We start from the raw sequence: 3,140 nt of genomic DNA on the forward strand, positions 1-3,140 counted from the left end.
CCCGGGGTCGGTGCTGGTGATCTGGCCGGTGGTGTCGCCGGTGTGCCAGGTGAACTGTTGTGCGGTGGCTTCGATGGTGACCTGGAAGCCGCGGATGTCGACGGTGAAGGTCTGGGTGGTGGGGGAGTCGGTGTAGAAGATGACCGGCAGACCCGTCAGGCCGTCGCCGGGTGGCTGGTGCTGGGTGGTCAGCTGCGGAAGTGGCAGCGTCTGGAAATAGCGGAACACCTCGTCCGGCGACGGCGGAGGATTAAGAGCGGTGATGTCAAAGCATCCTTGATCTGCCCGCCCCCAGACTCCGACGGGATCCCCAGGGCGAAGCCCGGGAGCGACCAGCGTTGGTCGACCGTCCGCCATCGGAGCCGCCGTGAGGTCTTCGCGAACCAGTGGCTGTTGTTCCAGCACCAAGTACCGGATCACACGGCCGGGCACCTCAGGGCAGGTACGAAAGTCCGAGGCGGAGCATGCGCCGATTGCTTCGTCGCGGATCACGCACAGATGCCTAAATCTCCACTGATAGTCCGGAATCCCTGACCGACCAGAGAGGACTTGGCCAGCCTGATCAGCGGTTAGCGAAATGGAGGCGGCTCCGTCGCCCAGCTCCGCCTCCGCGCAATGAGGCACGAGGACCGGACAGGCGGCAGAGGCGTGTCCTATCGGGAGCAACACCGCAGCAGTCGCCAGCATGCTGACGAGACAGACTCGAAACGGTGTCCTCCTCATCCGAAACTCAGCCCGCTCACTCGCCAGCAATGATCATCCGGCGACCAGTCCAGCGCGATGGCGGAGGGCAGGCGTTCGATCGCAGCCGACTGTGTTCCTTGAACTGCCTCGCCACTCGCCTCCAACACCGCGCCCGCTTCGACGCGCGCCAGGAAAGACAAGTTGGCGCGGTCCTCTGACACCGCGGTTCCGAAGGCGCCGGTTATTGAGAGTTCGCCGCCCTCGAAGCGCCGGTTCGCAGCTGCTGCCTCGTCGAAGTCGAGCGCGATCCGCAAACACTCCTGACAGTCCGGGCCGAGGTCCCGAAGCGGCTCACCGGCCGGCACATCCTGCTGTCGCTGAAGGAGTTCGATGTAGTACCGCGCGAATGCTTCCGCGCCGCCGGCGTCCTTGGTTCGGGCTTCGTCGGGGACCGGGAAGTCGGCCGGGCCGATCTGGGGGAGCGCCTCGGTGGTGGGGGCAGCGCTCGTGGGCAGGCTCTCGTTGGCTTCCTGCTTCTCCGAGCAGCCGCTCAGCACGGCGGTCCCGATCAGCAGGCTTACCACGGTTCGACGCAGTCCTCGACGATCACGCACAGCGGGAGACTACGCAGGGTTCGGTCGTGTGCGGTTCCGTAACTGTGGACAGTCGCACTCTGCCGCCGGATCGGGTGACCGGCGCCCGGATGGTTCAGTCGTGTGGATCTGCGAGGACCGAGCCGAGAGACGTCGATGGTGACCGGGGCCCGTTGGTGGTCGGGACGGACGGGACCCTGGACTGCTGCGCCGACCGTCGATGGAGACCCGGGCACACAGATTCGGTACTGATTCGTTCGCCCGGAAGGGTAGAAGTCGGGTCGAACTGGCCCTCGGAGCCGTGGAGCGGGGTCTGCTGGCCTGAAACGTCGCCGATCAGCAGGAAGAACCGATGCTCCGCATCCGTACCGTTGCCACTACCGCCGCAGCACTGCTCGTCCTTGCCGCCTGCGGTGGCGAGGATCCGGACCGGGAGGCCGCGCCGGTCAGCCCGCCGGAGCCGTCGGCGCTTCAGGCGCCCGATGGGCAGGAACTGGCGGCCGAGATCTTGTTCGCCTCCGGTTTCGACCCGACCAGCGGCTTCGCGCTCGAGGTGGTGACCGGCAAGGCCGGCACCCCGACGGCCGGGTTCCTCAGCTACGCGCTGGTCGACGACGGCGTCGCCTTGTACGGGATGTCGGACGAGGGCACGCCCATCGTCGAGCTAGTGCGGACCGACGGAACGATCGCGTGGCGATCTGCCGTGGCGCCGCCGCTCGACCCCGACCCGACCGACCGTGTCCCCGGTACCCCCACGATGCGCTCCTTCGGAGACGAGGAGGAAGGGTGGGTGGTGCTGATGGAGAGCGGCCTGGAGAACGGCCAGCACACGGGACGGATGACGCCTCTCAGGAAGCGCGACGGCGGCCAGGGATCGGTGGTGACGTTCGACGACGAGTTCGTCGAGGACGCGGCGGGCGAGAAGTTGACCGGCTCGTTCGGCCACGTCGCTGGCGACGGCATGTACATCCTGCACAACACCCTCAACCTCGATCACTACGACGACAGCATGACCGTCATCGACCCAGTCAGCGGGGAGCGGACCGAGGTACCGAGCATCCGGGGCCAGGACGAGCGGTTCGCGTGGGTGGACAGCCCGTTGTCGGTGTACGACGGCGACGTCGTGTACAGCCGAGGGTGCGTCGACATCTTCGTGAGCGACACGCTCTGTCCCAACGGGCCCGCGTACAGGGGCGAGGCGCTGGGACAGCGGAGCTGGAACAGCTATCCCATGCCGCTCACGCTTACCGCTCACGGCGCACTGCTGGGGCACAAGAACGTCTCCACCGGCGAGGAGCTGCCCCTGACCTGTGAGGTCTCCTATTTCGACACCGCGATCAGCCCGTCGGGCCGCTACGTGGTGACCGGCACGCATCTCCTCGACCTGGAACGCAATGAGGCGGTGTGCATGGACGGTGCGCCATCGGTCCGCTGGAGCGCACTGAGCGACGACCGCGTGGGATACGGCTCGCTGCTGCCGGAGGACGCCACGAGCGCGAGCATCGCCACCCCTGTGCGCGTGGACTTCAACCAGCAGCCGCCGGCGATCACCGAACTGCCTGGCACGGAGATTCCTGTGGAGGTCATCGGCGACGGCTTCGGAGTGTTCTCCGTCGATACCAGGGCTGGCGGACGGCTCTTCGTGCTGCCGCTGAGCTGACCTGAGATGTGAGGTTGCGGGTTGCCTCAGTCGTATGGGTTGGTGAGGACCGTTCGGGCCTGGAGGACGTCGAAGGTGACCGGTGGTCCGTCGGTGGTGGTGGTGCCGGGGACCTCGACCGCCGCACCGCCGTCGACGGAGAAGGTGGCTCCCCAGGTGACGGTGAGGTAGGCGGTGTAGGTGCCGGTCCGGTAGGAGTGCTC

2 protein-coding genes and 1 pseudogene are annotated in these 3,140 nt (G+C 66.9%); 1 reads left to right on the plus strand and 2 read right to left on the minus strand.

The window, feature by feature from the left end; all coding sequences use genetic code 11:
• Positions 1-492, minus strand: a pseudogene (locus tag GCU60_RS19610) (hypothetical protein); the annotation flags it as partial.
• A gap of 227 nt (positions 493-719) precedes the next feature.
• Entirely contained in the window at positions 720-1,268 is a 549-nt protein-coding gene (locus GCU60_RS19615; protein WP_163208316.1) for a hypothetical protein, read from the minus strand.
• A gap of 361 nt (positions 1,269-1,629) precedes the next feature.
• Between GCU60_RS19615 and GCU60_RS19620 the strand changes: the two genes are divergently transcribed.
• Positions 1,630-2,937: a hypothetical protein gene (locus GCU60_RS19620; RefSeq protein ID WP_163208318.1), complete on the plus strand. Its 1,308-nt coding sequence runs from the start codon at positions 1,630-1,632 to the stop codon at positions 2,935-2,937.
• The last annotated feature ends 203 nt before the right edge of the window (positions 2,938-3,140 follow it).

The organism is Blastococcus saxobsidens (genome assembly GCF_010682065.1).
GTDB classification, from domain to species: domain Bacteria; phylum Actinomycetota; class Actinomycetes; order Mycobacteriales; family Geodermatophilaceae; genus Blastococcus; species Blastococcus saxobsidens_B.